Here is a 19,902-nt window from a genome sequence, read left to right on the forward strand (position 1 = left end):
TGCCCGCGCACCGGGTCGATCGGCGTCGCGCCGGTGGCGGCGGCCGGGGTGGTGCCGGTGTCGCGCAGCGCCTGGCCGATGGCGCGGCGCTCGCCGGATTCGAAGGAGCCGAAGGTGCGGCGCAGCAGGGGAAGGGTGGCGACGAACTGGTCCTCGCTGAGTTCGCGGAGCCACTCGTCGATGCGGCGCAACAACTCCCGGTCGTGGACCAGGAGCAGGCCGCGCCCGCCGAGGAAGCCGTCGATCCAGGCGGCCTTGGCGGCGGGGGTGTTGCCGACCGACAGCGCGGCGGCCAGGCGACGGGCCGAGTCGGCGTCGTCGATGCGTTCGGCGTCGCACAGCAGGCGCACCGCGCGGCCGCTGATCGCGCCGTGCACATCGTCGCGATCGGCGATGCGCTGCAGCGTGGCCAGCCATTCGCTGGTGGTGTGGTCGTCGTCGCGGGTGCTGATCGCGGTGTGCGCGGCATCGATCTGGGCGCGCAGCGCCTCGGCCGCGTCGGTGTCGAGACCGGTGACGGCGCCGGGCAGGCCGGCGCAGATCCGCACCAGCAGCCCGTCGGCCACGTGGGCCAGCGCCTTGGTGTCGGTGCCCCGGACATCGCCGTAGCGCAGCGTCCTGGTCAGCCCGGGGAGCGCGCCCAGCAGATGGGTGACGTCGTGGTCGAGCGCCGCGGCCGCTTCCAGCCGGGTGATCAGGCCGTCGGTGGCCCCGCCCAGATCGGCCAGCAGCGCCATCTCCAGCGCGTCGGCGAGATCGGCGACGGAGACGCCGTCCCGGCTCGCGGTGTCGAGGATCTTGGCTTCGGCGGCGGTGCGCAGCGTGGTGCCCCAGACCGCGGCCTCGACGATGCGGACCTCGAATTCCGGTTCCCAGCGCAGGGTCCAGGTCTCCCGGAAGGTGCCGGTGTTGCGGACCTCGCCGACCGTCGGGGTGCCCCAGTCGACGCCGAGCAGCCGCAGCCGGTGCAGCAGCTGTGAGCGCTCGACATCACGCTCCTTGCGCAGGTCCAGATCGACCGTGCGGGCCAGGGCTTCCTGCTTGAGCCGCAGGGTCTTGCTGCGTGCCCGCAGATCCGCCGCCAGCGGCACGGTCGGGGTGTCCGCGGGGACGCCGCCGAGCGTCTCACCGACCACGAGTTCGTCGATCACCAGCCGCAGCATGGTCTCGTCGCCGCCGCACATCACCGCGCGCACGGCCTCGGTGACCTCGGACAATCCGGCCAGCGGCCGCCCGCGCAGCGCGGCCAGGGTGTCGGCCAGCCGCACCGCTTCGATGATGTGCGCGCTCGACACCGGCAGATCGTGTGCCCGCAAGACCCCGGCGACCTTGGTCAGCCAGCGCGCCACCGGGCGCTCGGTCTCGGTGAACAGGTGGTGATACCAGCCCGGCGAGGTGACCCCGGCCCCGTACCCCGAGCCCGCCGCCAGCCGCGAATGCGTCCACGGCACCCAGGTCAGCGCGGTCTTGATCTTCGGCAATCCCTTGAGCAGCCGCGCGTCCGGCGCGGCCGGTCCGAGCGTCCCGGTCAGTGCGGGCGCGTGCCAGGCGCCGCACACCACGGCCAGCCGCTTCGCCCCGTCCTTGAGCGTCTGCCGCATCACCTGCCGCATGTACGCCTCGCGTCGCAGGGTGTGCTGGTCCACGACCAGCGGTGCGAGCGCGGGGTTCTCGGGATCGGCGGTCAGCGGAGAGCCCGATTCGGGTACGGCGAAGAGGTTCGGAGACGGCGAATCATCGCTGGGGAGCTCATCGCGGTGGGGAAGTGCCGTCTCGGTGGGGAGCGCGGCGAAGTCTGGTTCCGGTGTCGCCCGGTCGGGGTGCCCGGTCGGCGCGTGATGGATCGCGTCCTCGCGCAGGGCGGCCATCGCCTCGGCGATGGCGTCGAAAGCGGCACTGTCGGGGACGGATTCGACGACGGCGTCCCACCAGCGCTCGGCGTCGTCATAGCCCGCGGCCGAGGCGAGGGCGGCCAGCGGATCGGTGCGGTCGCCGCGTGACTCGTCGTCGGCGGCCAGGGTGTTCGCGGCGGGCAGATCGCAGAAGCGCACCGGCACGGCGTGGTCGACGCCGTAGCGCATGGCCTGCCACTCCGGGGAGAACACCGCGAACGGCCAGAAGGCGGCTCGGGCAGGGGTATCCGGGACGTACGCCAGCAGGGCGACCGGCGGATTCATGGTGTCGGCGGCGACGAAGCCGACCAGGGGGTCGGCGTCGGCGGGACCCTCGATGAGGATGGCGTCGGGGCGGAACTCCTCGAGCGCCTGCCGCAGCGATCGGGCCGAACCCGGCCCGTGGTGGCGGATGCCGAATACGTGCGTCACCGCGGCGTCACCCGGCTCGGCCCGGCGGCCCGCCTGGGTGTCGTGCGTGGTCGGCTCCGCGGTGACCTCGTTCGCGGTCTGATTCATCGAAAACCCCATGTGTGCGGTCTGTTCGTCCTCCCCGTCGGCCCCGGCGTCAGTGCGAGATCTCGCGGCAGGCGCGGTAGAAGTCGGCCCAGTCCGGGCGCTCGCGCACCACGGCCTCGAGGTATTCGGTCCAGATCACCGAGTCGGCGACCGGGTCCTTGATCACCGAACCGAGCACGGCGCCAGCGATATCGGATGCGCGCAGCACGCCGTCACCGAAGTGCGCCGACAGAGCCAGGCCGTTGGTGATCACCGAGATGGCCTCGGCCGTGGACAGCGTGCCCGAGGGCGACTTGAGCTTGGTGCGGCCGTCGGCGGTGATCCCGGAGCGCAGTTCGCGGAACACCCGCACCACCCGGCGGACCTCCTCGGCCGCGGCGGGCACGGTCGGCAATTCCAGTGCGGCGCCGAGCTGTTCGACTCGCCTGCTGACGATGGCGACCTCGGAATCCTCGTCGGCGGGCAGTGGCAGCACCACGGTGTTGAAGCGGCGGCGCAGCGCCGAGGACAGATCGTTCACGCCGCGATCGCGATCGTTGGCGGTGGCGATCACGTTGAAACCCTTGGCCGCCTGCACTTCCGCGCCCAGCTCGGGCACCGGCAGGGTCTTCTCGGACAGGATGGTGATCAGCGCGTCCTGCACATCCGACGGGATGCGGGTCAGCTCCTCGATGCGAGCGATGGCTCCGGTCCGCATGGCCGTCATCACCGGCGAGGCCACCAGTGCGGCATCGCTCGGGCCCTCGGCCAGCAGCCGGGCGTAGTTCCAGCCGTAGCGGATCGCCTCCTCGGCGGTGCCCGAGGTGCCCTGCACCAGCAGCGTCGACTCCCCGCTGATGGCGGCCGAGAGATGTTCCGACACCCAGGTCTTCGCGGTGCCGGGCACGCCGAGCAGCAGCAGCGCGCGATCGGTGGCCAGGGTCGCGACGGCTACCTCCATCAGCCGCCGCGGCCCGACGTACTTCGGGGTGATGACCGTGCCGTCGGCGAGCGTGCCACCGAGCACATAGGTGACCACCGCCCACGGCGAGAGCCGCCAGGACGGCGGCCGGGGCCGGTCGTCGACGCGGGCCAGCGCGGCCAGCTCGTCGGCGAAGGCCTGTTCGGCGTGCGGACGCAACAGGGTGGTTGCCGGTTCGGTGGTGGTCATCGCAGCTCCTCGAGCATGGTCGCGCGGTCGGTGAGGTCGTGGGCGAGGCGGTGGAAGGCCTGTTGCCAGGCGGGGTCGTCGGTGCTGTCGGCGAGCGCGGTGACGCGCGCGGCCAGGTCGACGGGCAGATGGACGCCCGCCGCGGTGATCAGGGCCCGGTCGGCGTACACGCCGGCGTTCGCGTGGGCCTGCCGGGAGGTCGTGCGGGCGCGTGTACCGAGCAGTCGCACCACGTGCTCGGCGACCGGTCGCGGCCACGGGTGGTCGAGGCCGGGCAGGATCGCGTGCAGTTCGGTGAGCTGGTGCGCGTCGAGGTCGAGCACGTGCTCGATCCGGTCTGCGGCATCGAGCAGAGTGAACAGCTCGCGGCGGCGCAGGACGGCCTGCTCGGTCGGGGTCGCGTGCGCGAACAGCGCACGGGCCCAGGAGGTGTCGCGCTGGGTGAGAGCGGCGTCGACCCAGCCGTCGACGATCGCCTTGGCGTAGCGCGGCGGCAGGGTCAGGGTCAGGGCGGCGGTCGCGGTGGCCGATCCGGTGGCGCCGACGAGCTGATCCCACGCGGTCAGCGGGGTCGCCGCGATCGCCTGGTGCAGCGTCTTGAGCGTCGAGTCCGGGGTGTCCCAGCGCAGGGTGGCCTGGTCGGTGCCGTCGGTGATGCCGTCGCGCCTGGCCTGCGCGTCGACCGCGGCGGGCACGGCGACTTCGACCGTGCCGTCGGCGGCGACGCGCAGCCACGACGACACCAGCGCCGCCATCCGCTGCCCCAGCGCCGAACCGGGCAGCCGGGCCAGCAGGCCCGCCGCGGTGCGCCGCACATCGCCGCGGCGATCGTCGAGGGCGCGCTCGAGCAGGGCTTCGTCGTCGAGACTCAGCCCGTCGACGAGCAGCGCGAGCAGCTCGGCCTTGATNCAGCGCCGCCATCCGCTGCCCCAGCGCCGAACCGGGCAGCCGGGCCAGCAGGCCCGCCGCGGTGCGCCGCACATCGCCGCGGCGATCGTCGAGGGCGCGCTCGAGCAGGGCTTCGTCGTCGAGACTCAGCCCGTCGACGAGCAGCGCGAGCAGCTCGGCCTTGATCGGACCCGATTCCTTGGCCCACGCGGTACCCAGCACCTCGAGCGCGGTGGCGGGATCGGTACGACGCAGCCGCGCCAGCCAGTCCTTGCGCTCACCCGGCGCGCCGAACAGCCAGACATCCGCCGCGCCAGGTGATCCGTCGATTTCCTCGGGTGCGGACGGATCGGCGACCCGGTCCACCGGGAACGCGTCGAGCAGACTCGACCACGCCGGGTTCCGCGCCGCCAGCCATCGGCCGCGCCGGCCGGCCAGCCGCAGCAGCGGCCCGCGCAACTGGACGTCGGCGGCCGCGGTGAGCGCGTGCACGCACAGCACATCCGGCAGCCGGTAGTCGAACGGTGCCGCGGCGGCGAACCATTCGGGCAGGAACGCCGACTTCTCGGTCAGCAGGCGGCGAAGTCGGTCGGCGGCCTGGCGGGGCAGCAGCGGGCGCGGGTCGTCCGGCGCAGGCTCTGGCTTCGGCGCGGTACCCGGCATCCGTCCGCCGCGCAGGTAGAGATCTTGCAGGGCGGCCGCGTCGAGCAGGCGGACCGCCGGTTCGCCCGCGCGCTGCGGTACCGCCGCCGTGACGGCGGCGTCGAGCCGGACCCCGTCGGCGCTGCGCCGCGCGGTGCCGAGCAGCGCGACCGAGACCAGTTCGGCCAGTTCGGGAGTCGGCGCCGAGTGAGTGGGGAACTCGGTCTCCAGATCGGTGACCTCACCCGCGCTCAACACCGAGATCGGATCGAATCCGTCGGCGCGCCACTCGCCGGTGACCGTCACCGGATGACCACCGGCGACCGCGAACAGCCGCCACGGCCGCACCCCGGCGGGCAGCGGCAGGGCCGCGCCGTCGGCATCGACGAGTTGCCACCCGTGCTCGTCGAGCACCGGCACCACATCGGCCAGCAGGGCGGGCCAGGCGCGCAGCCACGGATCGGCACCCAGTGCCGAGGCGTAGGCGTCGAGCGCGTCGCCGATGGTGACACCGCCGATCGCGGGCACGGTGGTGAACGGCTCGGGGACGCCGTGGCGGGCGCCCCACTGCACGCGCAGCGGCGCGGCACCGGGGTAGTAGTGCAGATCGGCATCGACCTCGTGGCCGGGCGCGGGCACCTCGCCGGTGAAATTCGGTGTGCCGAAGGAATGTTCGATCAGGACGGCCCAGCGTCCACTGCTCCGGCCGCGCAACCAGGTGCGCCGGGTGTGCAGCCGCTCCTCCTCGCTGACCCGCATGCCGAGCACCAGCCAGCGATCACGCACCGCGGGCTCGGCGAGCACCGTCTCGGCCTGCGTCGGATAGCCGACGTGGGTGCGGATACCGGCCTGCAACGGCTCGGGAACGGCGTCGATGGTGCGGTGGGCCAGCACCAGCAGATGCAGCCGGGCGTATTCACGCAGCAGCAGCTCGGGCCAGTGCTCGGTGGTCAGCACGGCGGCGGGCAGCCGGCGCAGGGTCGCCGCGACGGCGGGCGCCTGGGCGTCGACCATGCGGGCCGCGATCGACTCGTAGGCGGCGAACGAGCGGTCGGTCTGGGCCAGGCCGGTCCGGATCTGGTCGGTGAGCCACACCTCCAGCTCGGTCAGTCCCGCCGATACCCTGGCCCGGCGTTGCTCGACGGTAGCCTGCGACGGCGTGGACGTGGCCTTGGCCTTGGGCGGGGCCGCCGCCTTGGCCGCCCGGCCCGCGAGCCACTCCGCCGCGAAATCGGCGGGCGACTCCTGGGCCGCCACCGCGCCGCCGGACCAGCTCAGCAGCAGCGACAGCGCGTGCTTGCACGGAAACTTGCGGCTCGGGCAGGAGCACTTGTACGCGGGCCCGGCCAGATCGACGATCGTCTGATACGGCTTGGCGCCGCTGCCCTGGCACAGCCCCCACACCGCGCTCCCCGCGGCTCCGGTCTCGCGCCAGCGACCGGCCAGCTTGCGTGCGGCAGCCAGTGAGCTCGCGTCCGGCGCGAGTGCGCGGACCTGGTCCTCGGTCCACGGCGCCTGTCGGTCGGTCATCGCCTTCCCCCGTTCTCTGTCGCCGAAATATGTACCGCAGGGGACCGACAATTGCCGTTCACGTCGGCGAATCTCCTGGAAAACACTGCCGCGGTGGCAGATTCACGCCGTTGGACTTGCCGACTGACGCAAAGTCTGGCATTCTGACCTGTTCGGCTCGCCCGGACCGCCCACGTCGCTCACCGCAGCGTAGCGCGGGTGTGAACACCTCATCGAGCTGCCCGCCGGGGTGGGCGAGGGGTGGACATCGAGGGGCCCGCCGTGGCGCCACGATGGCCATTCCACTCCCGCGGGCAGATTCGCTGGGGCACTGCGCATCCCCTGGGCGAACGCTCCGCGATCAGGTAGCGTTTGCCGAGGAGGATCTCGTGGGCCGGGCAGATCGGCCGCCGCGGTGCGTGCGGCCGCGAAGGGGGAAGTCGCAGAAGTGTGCTCGGATCGCATCGCCGAGGTGGTCGCGCGTGAGCTCGCCGCCGACCCCGCCGTGGAGGGGCGGGTCGCCGAGTGCGTGCTGGCAGCCCTCGTCGAGGCCGACGGTGATCGAGCCGCACCGGATTCCGGGGATACCGGGGTCTTCCTGCGCTCGATCACCGTGCACGGCTTCCGCGGCATCGGGCCGACGGCCACGCTCCGCCTGAACCCCGGGCCCGGGCTGACCCTGGTCGTCGGGCGCAACGGCAGCGGCAAGTCCAGCTTCGCCGAGGCCGCGGAGTTCGCGCTGACCGGCGGCAACCGGCGCTGGGACGGCCGCTCGACCGCGTGGCGCGAAGGCTGGCGCAACCTGCACGAACCCGACCTGGCCCGGATCGAGGTCGACCTGCTCACCGCGGGCGAGAACGCCGAGCTCACGGTCGCCACGCACTGGGCGCCCGGCGGCGAACTCGGCGAGGCGCAGTGGACCGAGCGCCGCGGCACGGAGCGCACCGTCGCGATCGACCCGCGCAGCAGGCGCGGCCGGCTCGACCTGTACCGCCCGTTCCTGTCCTACAGCGAACTCGGCGCCCTGGTCGACGGCAAGCCGAGCGACCTGTTCGACGCGCTGCACCGCTTGCTCGGTCTCGACGAACTGGCCGCCGCCGCCGAGCACATCCGCCTGCGCAAGCTGGAACTCGAACGCGCCGTGAAGGATTCGCGGCAGTCCCGCACCGACCTGCTCGCCGAACTCGCCGACGCCGACGACGATCGCGCCCGCCATGTCGCCGACCTGCTGCGCGTGCCCGAGCCCGATCTCGACGCGGTGGCCGCCGCGGTCGCCGGGTCGGTGCTCGGCCCGGACGGTCCCGAGGGCCTCCGGGCGATCCTGCGCCTGTCCCTGCCCGATCCGGCGCAGGTCGCCGCGGTCGTGGATCGCCTGGCCGAGGTCTCGGCCGCGCTGTCGCGCCACGCCACTACCGACGCCGAAGCCGATCTGCGCGTCCTCGAATTGCTCACCCGCGCCCGCGAACACGTCACCGCAGGCGGCACCTGCCCCTGCCCGGTCTGCGGCCGCGGCGACCTCGACACCGCCTGGCTCGCCGCCGCCGATGCCGAAATAGGCCAGCGCGAAACCCAGCTCGCCGCCCTGCGCACAGCCCGCGCGGAATTCGAGACGGCGACGGCCGCCGCCCGCTCGCTCACCTCGCGCCTTCCCACCGAACTCGGCACCGCGCCTCCGGTCGGCGATACACCGAGCAGCAATGCCGCGCCTGGTGACAGCGCCGCGCTGGGCGGCAACACCGCGCCGGGTGCTGGTGTCACGTTGGGCGGCAAGACCTCGACGGGCGGCGGAGCGGCGCTGGGTGCTGGTGCCGCGCTGGACGGCAAGGCCGCGTCCGGCGACGGGCAGGTGGCCGGTGACGAGGTGCCGCTCAGGCGGCGGGTGTCGGCGGTGCGCGCGCTCTGGTCGGTGTGGGCCGAGCTCGGTGAGGCCGACCACGATGACGGGTTCCCGGAGCGGCTGCGTGACACCTATGCCGCGTTGGCCACCGAACTCACTGCCCTGCAACGCGATACCCGTGCCGAACTCGAGCGCCTCGACGCCGTGTGGTCCCCGCTCGTCCCGCGCATCCTCGCCTGGCTCGACCCCGCCCGCGCGGTCTCCGCCGACGCGGCCGAACTGCGGGTGGTGAAGAAGGCGGCGGACTGGCTCAAATCGGCGACCGCGACCATCCGTGGCGAACGGATGCGCCCGCTGGAGAGCACCGCGCGCTGGGTGTGGAGCACGCTGCGGCAGCAGAGCAATGTGGAGCTCGGCGCGATCCGGTTGCAGGGCAGCGCGGGCACCGCGCGGCGGGTCCTGCTGGATGTGACCGTCGACGAGGTGGACGGTGCCGCGCTCGGCGTGATGAGCCAGGGCGAGCTGCACGCGCTCGGGCTGTCGCTGTTCCTGCCGCGAGCCACCATGTCGCACAGCCCGTTCCGCTTCGTGATGATCGACGACCCGGTGCAGGCGATGGACCCGGCGAAGGTCGACGGCCTGGCCAGGGTGCTGGCCGAGGTGGCCACCACGCGCCAGGTGGTGGTGTTCACCCACGACGAGCGCCTCGCCGAAGCGGTGCGCCGGATGCAGCTCGACGCCACCGTGCTCGAGGTGCAGCGCCGGGAACGTTCCGTGGTCGAGGTGCGGGTGACCGGTGACCCGGTGCGCCGCTATCTCGACGACGCCCGCTCGCTGCTGCGCACCCCGCAGCTGCCGCCCGCCATCGCCGACGAGCTCGTCGCCACCTGCTGCCGCTCCGCGATCGAGGCGGCGGGGCTGGCCAAGGCCCGCCAGGAACTGCTCGCCGCCGGCCTCGAGCACGGCGAAGTGGAACGGCGGGTGCGCAACGCGCACACCACTCGCGCCATGATCACCCTGGCGATCATGGGTCCCGGTGCCCGCGTCGACGATCTCAACAAGCATCTGAGCGCGGTCGGCGGCCGCTGGCTGGTCGGTGTCCTGCGCGACGCCACCGCGGGCGCGCACGTGCCGATCGACCGCCCGATGCGGGAATTGATCAGCGACACCGAACGATTCATCTCCTGGTTGCGCGCGCACGAGCCCGCCGCGGTGCGCACGTGAGCGGGGGCGGGCCGCTCGGCGACCCCGGTGGCGCATCGATGGTGTGCCGGTGAATCGCCGGGGCAGGCCGCGGCGCGCGAAGTACACCCCGCGCCCGTCGGTGGCCGAACGGCTGGAGGCCGCCGAGAACCTGCTGTCCGGCGACGTCTCCGACGCCGGTGGGGTGTGGTCGCGGGCGGTCGCGTGGATTCTGCGCCTCGCCCTCGAGCAGGCCGTCGACGAACTGTGGGCCCAGATCGCCCCCGAGCTCATGCGCTGTCCGATGCGGGCTCAGCTGCTGGCCCTGCGGGTGTACGCGGGCCCGGAGACGGCAGGGCAGGTCGGGGCGCTGTGGGCGGCGCTGTCCCGGGCCGCCCACCACCTCGACTACGAGATGGCTCCCAGTGTGACCGACCTGCGGCGCTGGCGCGATCAGACCGGCGACCTCGCGCGGACCCTGGAACTGGTCCCGCTCGCGCACCAGCCGTTCGGCTGATCCCGCGTGGCCGCCACCGGTCGCGACCCGGCAGGATGACCGGCATGGGTGAAGCGAAACCGTGTCCGTGCCGCCGCGGCGAATCGTTCGACGACTGCTGCGGACCGATCCTGGCGGGCATCCGGCCCGCGCCTACCGCCGAGACCCTGATGCGCTCGCGCTACACCGCCTACGTCGTCGGCGACGTCGACTATCTGCTGCGTTCCTGGCATCCGAACACCCGGCCCGCCGAGCTCGAACTCGACCCCGCCCAGCGGTGGCTGTTCCTGGAGATCGTCGGCACGCAGCGCGGTGGCCCGTTCGACGACAACGGCACCGTCGAGTTCATCGCCCACTACAGGGTGGACGGCGCACGCGACACGATGCACGAGAACAGCACCTTCGTCCGCGTCGACGGCGCGTGGGTCTACCTCGACGGCACGTTCCACGCCTGAAACACCGCTGGGGAATACTGGCCCCGTGCCCAGGATCGCGATCGAGTACTGCACCCAATGCCGCTGGCTGCTGCGCGCGAGCTGGATAGCTCAGGAACTGCTGACCACCTTCGCCACCGAACTCGGCGAGGTCGCGCTGGTCCCCGGGCAGGGCGGCATCTTCCGGATCACGCTCGACGGCGAGCAGCTGTGGGAACGCAAGGCCGACGGCGGCTTCCCCGACATCGCCGTCCTCAAGCAGCGGGTCCGCGACCGCATCGCCCCCGACCGCGACCTGGGCCACTCCGACCGCCGCGACTGAGTCACGCGGCGTACCAGCGATGTTCAGTGCGCCGGTCAGCAGCAGCCGCCGCCGCCACAGCAGCCGCCACCGGCCGGCCTCGGCGCGGGTACCGGGGCGGGGGCGCCTGCACGACCGACGGTTCCGAAGGTGGTCAGCAGTTTGACCGTGTCGTCGTGGCCCGCCGGGCAGGCGGCCGGGTCCGAGGCCTGCGCCATCGGCCGGTTCACCTCGAACGTGTCGCCGCAGGAGCGGCACCGGAAGCTGTAGTTCGGCATCGGCCCAGTCTAGGCGGGCGTGTATGTCGAGGGTCTTCGACGGTGCGGAGGTCGGGTGGGCTTGCTCACCGTCGGCAGTTCCGCCGGTGACCGTGGGCACAGCAGACGATTCCAGCGTATTCGCAGCAAATGATGCGAGGCGTCGGTCCACCTCGGCGTAGCTGGGGCGAGAGCGGGCGCCAGACGTGGCCGAATGCGCATCGTGACGGTCGGTTGGCGCGCTGAAAGGCGGTTCGGGCGTGTTCCGGGAAGTAACTGTTACCTGCGGGAATGGTGCGTTGGGAGGCTGACCCGGCCGCGCGGACGTACTCTCGTAAGGAGTCACCAGGTGCTGCGGCCCGCGGGAGCAAATACACAGGCACCCGTGGGTCGCGCCGGCTAGGAGGTGTGCGATGAGCATTCAGTCCGATCTCGACGCCGACGTGCGGACGCACGAAGCCGAACCACTGGCCCGCACGGAGTACGGCGTCGTCAGCGGGACCTGGGACGGGCCGATCGCGGTATGGCGCAGCGTCCCGTATGCCGCCGCGCCCGCCGGACCGGACCGGTTCTCGCTGCCGCGGCCCCCGCAGCCCTGGGACGGAGTGCGCGACTGCGTCGTGTTCGGCGACATCGCCCCGCAGGCCATGGGCGCGATGGTCCCGGTCGACTCCGATCTGGCGATGGGCGAGGACTGTCTGTGGGTCAACGTCTGGTCCCCGCGCCCCGAACCCAGCGAGGACGAGCCGCGCCCGGTGCTGGTCTGGCTGCACGGCGGCGCCTACTGCCTCGGCACCGCGGCGCAGACCATCTACGACGGGCGCAAGCTGGCCGAGGCGGGCGACGTGGTCGTCGTCTCGGTGAACTACCGGCTCGGCGTGCTCGGCTTCCTCGATCTGTCCGCGTTCGGCGAGCCGTTCACCCCGAATCTCGGCCTGCACGATCAGCTGGCGGCGCTGGCCTGGGTGCGCGACAACATCGCGGCGTTCGGCGGCGACCCGGGCAATGTCACGGTCTTCGGTGAGTCCTCGGGCGCGGGCTGTGTGACGGCGCTGCTCACCTCGCCGTCGGCGGCGGGGTTGTTCCACAAGGCGATCGCCCAGAGTCCGCCCGCCACCACGGTATTCGGCCAGGAACGCACGGCCGTCGTCGCGCAGCGCTACCTGGAACTGCTCGAACTCGGTCCGGGCGAGGCGGATCGGCTGCTGGAGCTGCCGATCGAGCAGCTCGTCGAGGTGGGCGCGGTGCTGCTCGACGAGGTGCCGATCAAGGAGCCGGGCAGGCTGGCCGCGGCGCCGGTGGTCGACGGTGAGCTGTTGCCGGGCTACCCGATCGACCGCTTCCAGCAGGGGCGTTCGCATCGGGTGCCGCTGCTGATCGGGACCAATCGGGACGAGGCCTCGCTGTTCCGGGTGCTGCGCTCGCCGATCATGCCGGTGACGCCCGACGCGGTGAACGCGATGCTGCGCGATGTCGCGGCCTCGCATCCGGAGATGTCACCCGAGCGGATCGCCGAGATCACCTCCGCCTACCCCGATCTGGCGAAAACCCGAGGGGCGCTGGCCATGTCGACCGACGCGGCCTTCCGAATGCCCGCGGCGTGGGTCGCCGAGGCGCACGCCCAGCATTCGCCGACCTGGATGTACCGCTTCGACTACGCGACCCCGATGTTGAAGGCCGCGCGCGTCGGCGCCGGACACGCCACCGAATTGCCGTACGTCTTCGGCAATTTCGGCACACTCAACCACGACCCGACCTTCTGGCTCGGCGGCCGCAAGGCCTCGGTCGCGGTCTCGGGCCGCATGCAGCGCCGCTGGCTGGCCTTCGCCGAACACGGCGTGCCCGCGGCCCTGGACGGCTCCAAGCACTGGCCCCACTACCGGCCCTCGGACCGCACCACCCTGCTCATCGACACCATCGATCGCGTCGTCGACAACCCCGACGCCGACCTGCACACCGCCTGGGGCGACCAGGCGGTCGGCTTCAGCTAGGCGAGCGGGCGTTCCGGGTCGGCCGCGCGGTGGATGGATCAGACGTCGGTGGAGAAGCGGATGCCGCCGTCGGGTATCTCCACGCCGGGCCACACCCGCGCACCGCGCAGGAGTTCGCAGCGCGCGCCGACATTGGCGCCGTCGCCGATGACGCCGTCGCGGACCAGTGCGCGCGGACCGATCCGGGCGCCGAAGCCGACGATGGAACGTTCGACGGTCGCGCCCGCTTCCACGATCGCGCCGTCGAAGATGACCGCGCCGTCCAGGCGGGCACCGGCGCCGATCTCGGCGCCGCGGCCGACCACGGTGCCGCCGATGAGCAGCGCGCCCGGGGCGACACCCGCACCGGGATGCACCAGCGACTCACCCCGCTGACCCGGCAGCGCGGGCGAGGGGGCGATGCCGCGGACCAGGTCGGCCGAGCCGCGCACGAAGTCCTCCGGGGTGCCCATATCGCGCCAGTAGGAGGCGTCGACGTGGCCCTGCACCCGCGCGCCCTCGGCCAGCAGCGCGGGGAAGACCTCGCGCTCGACCGAGACCGGACGCCCGGTCGGGATCTTCTCGATGTACTCGCGGCGGAACACGTAGCAACCCGCGTTGATCTGGTCGGTCGGCGGGTCCTGGGTCTTCTCCAAGAACGCGGTGACCCGGCCGTCGGCGTCGGTCGGCACGCAGCCGAAGGCACGGGGGTCGCTGACCCGGACCAGGTGCAGGGTGACGTCGGCGTTGGTCGACTCGTGGGTGTCGAGGATCGCGCCCAGGTCGGTGCCGCCCAGGACGTCGCCGTTGAACACCATCACGTTGTCCGCGCGCAGCTTGGGCAGCACGTTGCGGATACCGCCACCGGTGCCCAGCGGCTCGGTCTCGGTGACGTACTCGAGCTCGAGCCCCAGGTCGGAGCCGTCACCGAAGTGCTCTTCGAACACCTCGGCCTTGAACGAGGTGCCCAGCACCACGTGGGTGATCCCGGCCTCGGCGATGCGGGCCAGCAGGTGGGTCAGGAACGGCAGCCCGGCCGTCGGCAGCATCGGCTTGGGCGCCGAGAGGGTGAGCGGACGCAGCCGCGTGCCCTGTCCGCCGACGAGGATGACCGCGTCGGTGCCTGAGTTGCCTGCCATCGAGTTTCCCCTGTTCACAGTGGACCGGCGCCTGCTCAGGCGCCGGTGTCCGATTTTGCCTGCCCCGGCGCCCTACGTGGTTACGCAGGCTGCCGCCTCCTGGCGCTGACGGTTCAGGCGGAACGCGCTTTCTCGCGCAGCGCCGATCGAACCGCAATCCGGGAGCGAACCGCAAGTCCGGCGCGCAGCGCGCCCCGCAACGGCGCCTGCCACCAGTGTGGATGCCGGTCGGCCTGGAAGCGGTAGGCGCTGGCGTGGTGGGCGGGCAGCATCAGCTCGGGATGCTTGCCCGCGGCGTGGCCCTTGGCATGGGTCACCTCGGCGTCGGGGACGAACACATTGTGCCAGCCCGCCTTGCCCATGCGGTCACCGAAGTCCACGTCCTCCATGTACATGAAGTAGCGCGAGTCGAAGCCGTCGATGGTGTCGAACGCGGCCCGGCGCACCAGCAGGCAGGACCCCGACAGCCAGCCGACCACCCGCTCGGAGATCTCCTCGTTCTCCTGTCGATAGCGCACCGACCAGGGGTTCTTCGGCCAGATGGTGCCCAGGATGGCGTGGCCCGCGCCGTCGGCCAGGCCGGGGACCCGGCGCGCGGACGGGTAGACGCTGCCGTCGGGCTCCCGGACCATCGGCCCGAACGCGCCCGCGCGCGGCCAGCGCTGGGCGGCCTCGAGCATCTTGTCGATGGAATCGACGCCCCACCGGATGTCCGGGTTGGCCAGGATCACGAACTCGATCGACGGGTCGATCTCGGCGACGGCCCGGTTGATGGCACCGCCGTAGCCGATGTTGCCGCCGGTCCGCAGCAGTCGCACGTGCGAGTTGGCCTCGGCGACGAGCTCGGGTACGCCGTCGGTCGAGCCGTTGTCGGCCAGGATCACCTGCGGCTTCTCGCTGGTGGCGTCGGCCAGGGTGGTGATGAAGTGCTCGAGGTGCTCGCCCGGTGAATAAGTCACCGTGACGACGGCAAGGCCCGCAGGGGCCGCGGAATCGGCTGCGTTCACGACTGGGCAGCCTAGTCGGACACGCGCCGGAGTGCGTCGGCTAGTGCGGAACGCCAAGGCCGCAGCGGAGTGAGACCGGCCGCGTCCCACGCCGCCGAGGACAGCACCGAATAGGGCGGTCGCGGTGCGGGTCTGGGGAAGGCGCTCGAATCGCACGCCAGCACCCGCGCCGGATCCGCCCCGACCTCGGTGAAGACGGCGACGGCGAGATCGAACCAGGTGGCGGTGCCGGAATTGGTGGCGTGCAGCACTCGCGGGGCGTCGGGCCGGGTACTCAGTTCGAGCAGTGCGGCCGCGAGATCGGCGGCGCTGGTGGGGGAGCCGAGCTGGTCGTCGACCACGGTGACGGTGTCGCGTTCGCGTTCCAGCCTGCGCATGGTGGCGACGAAATCCCCCTCGACACCGGAGTACACCCAGGCGGTGCGCACGACCTGCGCGTCCGGGCTCAGTTCCAGGACCGCCCGCTCGCCCGCCAGCTTCGACTGGCCGTAGACCGTCGCCGGTCCGGTGGGGTCGCCGGGTTCGTAGGGCGTACTCGCGGTGCCGGGGAAGACGTAGTCGGTGGAGACGTGGATCAGCCGGGCCCCGGCCGCGGCGCAGGCGGCGGCCAGTACGGCGGGACCGGTGGCGTTGGCCGCGAAGGCGGCGTCGCGGTCGGTCTCGGCGGCGTCGACCGCGGTGTAGGCGGCGCAGTTGAGCACCACCGCGCCCGGGCGCAACACGGCGTCGACGGCGGCGCGGTCGGTGATGTCGAGTTCGGCTCTGCCGTAGCCCGCGGAATCGGGCGCGAGCCGCAGGATCTCTCGCCCCAGCAGGCCGCGCGCTCCGGTTACGATCAGCCGGGAGGGGACGGGAAAATCGGGGTTCACGCGGCCAGTCTGGCACGCCGGAACACCTGCGGTTCGGCGCGACTGTGGTAACTGTTGGTTAGCCTGTGATGGCCGGTGTCGGTGGACGAGCCCAGGCACACGAGATGGCGGGGTTTGCCGGGGGAGATACGGAGCCGGGCGCGGAGTTCGTCGAGAGGATCACGAGTGCGAGAGTCGACACGACCACCCACGGTCGCCACGCAGCCCGGTGCCATCGGCCCGGTGAAGGTGATGGTGGCGATCTCGGCGGTGCTGGTGCTCGCCCTCACCGGATTCGCGTGGCGCAGTGTCGACAATCTGATCGCCAATATCGATCGCATCGGCGGCCTCGGTCTCGGCGGCGGCCGCGACGGCGCGGTCGACATCCTGCTCGTCGGCGTCGACAGCCGCACCGACGCGCACGGCAACCCGCTGACCTCCGCCGAGCGCGCGATGCTGCACGCGGGCGACGAGGTGGGCACCAATACCGACACCATCGTGCTGGTCCGGGTGCCCAACGACGGCCGCTCGGCCACCGCGATCTCGATCCCGCGCGACTCCTACGTCGACGTTCCCGGCCAGGGCAAGGCCAAGATCAACTCCGCCTACGGCTCCACCAAGGAGACCGAACGCGCCGAGCTGCTGGCCGAAGGCAGCTCCGAGGCCGACGCCGAACGCGAGTCGACCAAGTCGGGCAGGCAGGCGCTGATCAAGTCGGTGGCCTCGCTCACCGGCATCACGGTCGACCACTACGCCGAGGTCAGCCTGCTGGGCTTCGTGCTGCTCACCGATGCCGTGGGCGGGGTCGAGGTGTGCCTGAACAACGCGGTGGACGAATGGATGTCGGGCGCGGACTTCCCGGCCGGGCAGCAGCGCCTCGACGGGCAGCAGGCGCTGAGCTTCGTGCGTCAGCGGCACGGGCTGCCGCGCGGTGACATCGATCGCATCGTGCGTCAGCAGGTATTCATGGCCCAGCTGGTCGGCCAGCTGCTCAACGCCAAGATCCTGGCGAATCCGAACAAGCTCAGCGAGATCAGCGAGGCGGTCGGGCGCACGGTGGTGCTCGACGAGGACTGGGACGTGCTGGCCTTCCTGCAGCAGCTCAAGGATCTCTCCGGCGGCAAGGTGGAATTCGAGACCATCCCGGTCGCCGACCTCAACAGCATGACCTCGGCGGGTGAATCGGTGGTCCGGGTCGAGCCCAAGGCGGTGCAGGCCTATGTCGCCGGGCTGGTCGGCGAGGAGAAGAAGGGTGACGACAAGCCGAAGCTCGATCCGTCGACGGTGACGGTGAGCGTGTTCAACGCCGGCGGCAAGGCCGGGCTGGCGGCCAAGGTGTCGACGGCATTGACCGGCAAGGGTTTCCGCGAGGGCCTGGTGGGCAATTACTCCGGAGGCAGCGTGAGTTCGAGCCGGGTGCTCGCCGTGGACGCCGAGGATCCGAAGGCCGCGGCGGTGGCCGAGGCGCTCGGCGGTCTCACCGTGGTCGCGGATCCGTCACTGTCGGCGGATACCGTGAGCGTGGTGCTGGCGAGCGACTATTCTGGACCGGGCTCGGCCGCGGCAGGCATGTTCGATTTCGACGGAACATCCTCGGCGACCGCGACGCCAGTACCGCCAGCCCCGCCGATCGACGCAGGCCAGAACGGACCGAAATGCGTGAACTGACCCATGCGTGAGCCGAACTCGACGCTCACCGACGTCCTCCTCGACCCGATTCTCGAACGCGACCCGGCCGGTCCGCGCGTCACCTGGTACGACGATGCCACCGGCGCCCGCATCGAGCTGTCGGGCCTGACGCTGGCCAACTGGGCCGCCAAGACCGCCAATCTGCTGCGCGACGAGTTCGCGCTCAGTCCCGGCGCCCGGGTCGCGGTGCTGCTGCCCGCGCACTGGCAGACCGCGGCGGTGCTGCTCGGCTGCTGGTGGGCGGGCACGGAGGTGGTGCTCACCCCCGACCCCGACGCCGACCTCGCGCTGGTCACCCCCGACCGGCTCGACGACGCCGACGGCGTCGACGAAGTGGCGGTGCTGTCGCTGGACGCGATGGGCACTCCGGTGCGCGACCTGCCGGTCGGCGTCACCGATTTCGCCACGGCGGTGCGTGTGCACGGCGACCAGTTCCTGCCCGGCGGCTTCCGGGCCGCGCTCGACGGCCTCTCGGTCGGCGAGGTGCTCGCCGAGGCCAGGAAGTCGGCGGCGCTGCAAGGGATCTCCGCCGGCGACCGGGTGCTGTCGAGCGCGCCGTGGGAGACCGTGGCCGAGCTGATCGACGGCTACATCGCGGTGCTGTACGCCGGCGCCTCGCTGGTCCAGGTGGTCAATCCCGATCCGGCGGCCGTGGAGCATCGGGCCGCCACCGAGCGGGTGACGGTCCGGCGCTGACCGCCGTCGCGTCTCCTACCCAGGTATAGGTCGATCTCCGACTGGAACACGTTCCGCGTCGTGCCCGAAGTCCGTACGGTGGAGTCATCCATTCGGCAGAGCGGCAGGGGTGGCGATGAACGCGCGGTACTGGTTGCGATGGTCGGCCGAGCACGGAGCGCCACGGGCGGTCCTGCGCTGGCAGGTGCGCAAGGGCGACCCGTTCGCCGTCCTGCTCAGCGGACAGCGCGGCCTGCACGATCCCTACCCGCTGATCGACGAACTGCGCGCGCCCGGCGGACTGCTGCGGACCCCGCTGTCCTACGCGGCCTTCGACCACGCCCAGGTCCGGGCCATTCTGCGGGATACCCGATTCGGTGTGCGGCAGGCGCTCGGCGGTGACCTGCCGGGTCCGTGGCGCAAGCTGGCCGAGCGGGTCACGGTCCCGCCCAACCCGGTCGAGCCGCCGTCGATGCTGGTCCTGGACCCGCCCGAGCACACCAGGATGCGCAAGCCGGTGGCCTCGGCGTTCACCCCGCGCGCCATCGCCCGGCTGCGGGACCGGGTGGAGGTGGTCACCGCCGAGCTGCTCGACGCGATGCCCGCGCACGGCTCGGTCGACCTGATCACCGATTTCGCCGCCAGGGTGCCGATCGCGATCATCGCCGACATGCTCGGCTTCCCCGCCGCCGACCGCGACCTGTTCCTGCGCTGGGGCGACCGGGTCACGCCGCTGCTCGACATCGGCACCTCGTGGCGCACCTACCGGGGCGCGATGGCGGCGATCGAATCCATGGACGACTACCTGGCCGCGCACATCGCCCAGCTGCGCCGCGACCCCGGCGAGGACATCCTCTCGACGCTGGTCAGTTCCGGCGACCTGGACCTGCGCGAACTCCAGGCGGGCGCCAGTCTGCTGATGGGCGCCGGTTTCGAGACCACCGTGAATCTGATCGGCAACGCGATCGCGGCGCTGTCGGCCAACCCCGACCAGCTCGCGCTGGCCCAGGACGACCCCGACCGCTGGCCCGCCGTGGTGGAGGAGACACTGCGCTTCGATCCGCCGGTGCAGACCACCGCGCGGCAGGCGCTCGAGGACGTCGAGATCGACGGCGTCACCGTGCGGGAGGGCAGCACCGTCATCCTGTCGCTGGCGGGCGCCAACCGTGACCCCGCCGTCTTCGCCGACCCGCACCGCTTCGACATCGACCGCCCCAACCTGCGCGAACACGTCGCCTTCAGCAGCGGTATCCACGCCTGCCTCGGCGCGAGCCTGGCCCGGATGGAGGCCGTGCACGCCCTGCGCGCGCTCTACACCCGCTATCCGAACCTGCGGCTACGCGGGGAACCGGTGCGGCGGAACCTGTTCACCCTGCACGGTTTCGAGCACATGCCGGTCGAGCTGGGTCCGGTGGCGCGCACCCCGTCGCCCGACGGCTTGGCCGGCGCCGCGAGCCTGTCCTGACT

15 protein-coding genes and 1 pseudogene are annotated in these 19,902 nt (G+C 72.1%); 8 read left to right on the forward strand and 8 right to left on the reverse strand.

The window, feature by feature from the left end:
* The 4 genes and pseudogenes from V8688_RS20270 to V8688_RS20285 all read right to left on the reverse strand — a co-directional run.
* On the reverse strand, window positions 1-2,411 hold a 2,411-nt coding region (locus tag V8688_RS20270; protein WP_342801464.1), incomplete at its 3' end, for a DUF5682 family protein.
* A 49-nt stretch (window positions 2,412-2,460) separates the two neighbouring features.
* On the reverse strand, window positions 2,461-3,561 hold the full coding sequence (locus V8688_RS20275) for an AAA family ATPase (protein WP_342801470.1): 1,101 nt from the start codon (window positions 3,559-3,561) through the stop codon (window positions 2,461-2,463).
* Window positions 3,558-4,544, reverse strand: a complete 987-nt coding sequence (locus V8688_RS20280; RefSeq protein WP_342801471.1) for a DUF5691 domain-containing protein — start codon at window positions 4,542-4,544, stop codon at window positions 3,558-3,560. The genes V8688_RS20275 and V8688_RS20280 overlap by 4 nt, the downstream gene beginning before the upstream one ends.
* Window positions 4,510-6,621, reverse strand: a pseudogene (locus V8688_RS20285) (DUF5691 domain-containing protein); the annotation flags it as partial. The pseudogene V8688_RS20285 and the gene V8688_RS20280, both read right to left, overlap by 35 nt.
* Before the next feature lie 427 nt (window positions 6,622-7,048).
* Here V8688_RS20285 and V8688_RS20290 point away from each other — a divergent pair.
* The 4 genes from V8688_RS20290 to V8688_RS20305 are packed head-to-tail and all read left to right on the forward strand — an operon-like array spanning window position 7,049 to window position 10,871.
* Window positions 7,049-9,661 (forward strand): AAA family ATPase, encoded by a 2,613-nt coding sequence (locus V8688_RS20290; RefSeq protein ID WP_342801465.1) that lies wholly within the window; start codon window positions 7,049-7,051, stop codon window positions 9,659-9,661.
* A 49-nt stretch (window positions 9,662-9,710) separates the two neighbouring features.
* Complete coding sequence (locus V8688_RS20295; RefSeq protein ID WP_218718600.1) at window positions 9,711-10,136, forward strand: hypothetical protein; 426 nt, start codon at window positions 9,711-9,713, stop codon at window positions 10,134-10,136.
* A 35-nt stretch (window positions 10,137-10,171) separates the two neighbouring features.
* Window positions 10,172-10,570 (forward strand): YchJ family protein, encoded by a 399-nt coding sequence (locus V8688_RS20300; protein WP_218718601.1) that lies wholly within the window; start codon window positions 10,172-10,174, stop codon window positions 10,568-10,570.
* A gap of 25 nt (window positions 10,571-10,595) precedes the next feature.
* Complete coding sequence (locus tag V8688_RS20305) at window positions 10,596-10,871, forward strand: SelT/SelW/SelH family protein (RefSeq protein ID WP_342801466.1); 276 nt, start codon at window positions 10,596-10,598, stop codon at window positions 10,869-10,871.
* 35 nt (window positions 10,872-10,906) lie between these two features.
* Here the strand turns inward: V8688_RS20305 and V8688_RS20310 are convergent, their stop codons facing one another.
* Complete coding sequence (locus V8688_RS20310) at window positions 10,907-11,128, reverse strand: zinc ribbon domain-containing protein (protein WP_218718603.1); 222 nt, start codon at window positions 11,126-11,128, stop codon at window positions 10,907-10,909.
* 392 nt (window positions 11,129-11,520) lie between these two features.
* Between V8688_RS20310 and V8688_RS20315 the strand changes: the two genes are divergently transcribed.
* Window positions 11,521-13,098, forward strand: coding sequence for a carboxylesterase/lipase family protein (locus V8688_RS20315; RefSeq protein WP_342801467.1), 1,578 nt, complete (start codon window positions 11,521-11,523; stop codon window positions 13,096-13,098).
* 38 nt (window positions 13,099-13,136) lie between these two features.
* Here V8688_RS20315 and V8688_RS20320 read toward each other — a convergent pair whose 3' ends face one another.
* The 3 genes from V8688_RS20320 to rfbD all read right to left on the reverse strand — a co-directional run bounded on the left by V8688_RS20320 (window position 13,137) and on the right by rfbD (window position 16,092).
* Window positions 13,137-14,216 carry an NDP-sugar synthase gene (locus tag V8688_RS20320; RefSeq protein WP_218718605.1) on the reverse strand — a complete coding sequence of 360 codons (1,080 nt, stop codon included), beginning with the start codon at window positions 14,214-14,216 and terminating at the stop codon, window positions 13,137-13,139.
* Between the two features lie 113 nt (window positions 14,217-14,329).
* A complete protein-coding gene (locus tag V8688_RS20325; RefSeq protein ID WP_218718606.1) occupies window positions 14,330-15,223 on the reverse strand; it encodes a glycosyltransferase family 2 protein in 894 nt (297 codons plus the stop codon).
* An 11-nt stretch (window positions 15,224-15,234) separates the two neighbouring features.
* Window positions 15,235-16,092 (reverse strand): dTDP-4-dehydrorhamnose reductase, encoded by an 858-nt coding sequence (gene rfbD / locus V8688_RS20330; protein WP_218718607.1) that lies wholly within the window; start codon window positions 16,090-16,092, stop codon window positions 15,235-15,237.
* A 231-nt stretch (window positions 16,093-16,323) separates the two neighbouring features.
* On the opposite strand from rfbD, the gene V8688_RS20335 reads away from it, so the two are divergent.
* The 3 genes from V8688_RS20335 (at window position 16,324) to V8688_RS20345 (ending at window position 19,900) form a co-directional block, all read left to right on the forward strand.
* Window positions 16,324-17,739: an LCP family protein gene (locus V8688_RS20335; protein WP_342801472.1), complete on the forward strand. Its 1,416-nt coding sequence runs from the start codon at window positions 16,324-16,326 to the stop codon at window positions 17,737-17,739.
* 3 nt (window positions 17,740-17,742) lie between these two features.
* Window positions 17,743-18,456 carry a TIGR03089 family protein gene (locus V8688_RS20340; protein ID WP_218718608.1) on the forward strand — a complete coding sequence of 238 codons (714 nt, stop codon included), beginning with the start codon at window positions 17,743-17,745 and terminating at the stop codon, window positions 18,454-18,456.
* 115 nt (window positions 18,457-18,571) lie between these two features.
* Window positions 18,572-19,900: a cytochrome P450 gene (locus V8688_RS20345; RefSeq protein WP_218718609.1), complete on the forward strand. Its 1,329-nt coding sequence runs from the start codon at window positions 18,572-18,574 to the stop codon at window positions 19,898-19,900.
* Window positions 19,901-19,902 lie beyond the last annotated feature (2 nt).

This window comes from Nocardia sp. No.11 (assembly GCF_038752175.1).
Taxonomy (GTDB): Bacteria; Actinomycetota; Actinomycetes; order Mycobacteriales; family Mycobacteriaceae; genus Nocardia; species Nocardia canadensis.